At 61.9% G+C, this 367-nt stretch carries 1 protein-coding gene; it reads left to right on the forward strand.

The annotated features are described in order from the left end of the window. Positions 1–367: MarR family transcriptional regulator (locus AC1DF0_RS32665; RefSeq protein ID WP_477577784.1), on the forward strand; the 367-nt coding region annotated here is incomplete at both ends.

Raw genomic sequence — 367 nt, forward strand, 5'->3', positions numbered from 1 at the left:
GTTTTATGCCGTTAACCGATCAACACCGCTTTGGCATGCAACTGGCCCAGATGTCTCGGGGCTGGCGTGCCGAACTGGACCGCCGACTGGCTGGCCTGGGCCTGTCCCAGGCGCGCTGGCTGGTGCTGCTGCACCTGGCGCGTTTCGATGATGCTCCCACCCAGCGTGAACTGGCGCAAAGCGTCGGCGTCGAAGGGCCTACCCTGGCTCGACTGCTCGATAGCCTGGAAAGTCAGGGCCTGGTGCAACGCCAATCGGTGCTGGAAGACCGTCGGGCGAAAAAAATCGTCCTCTGTGCCCCGGCCCGCCCCTTGATCGAACAAATTGAAACCATTGCCACGCAACTGCGCCACGAATTGTTCGAAGG

The organism is Paenibacillus sp. 05T425 (assembly GCF_056396205.1).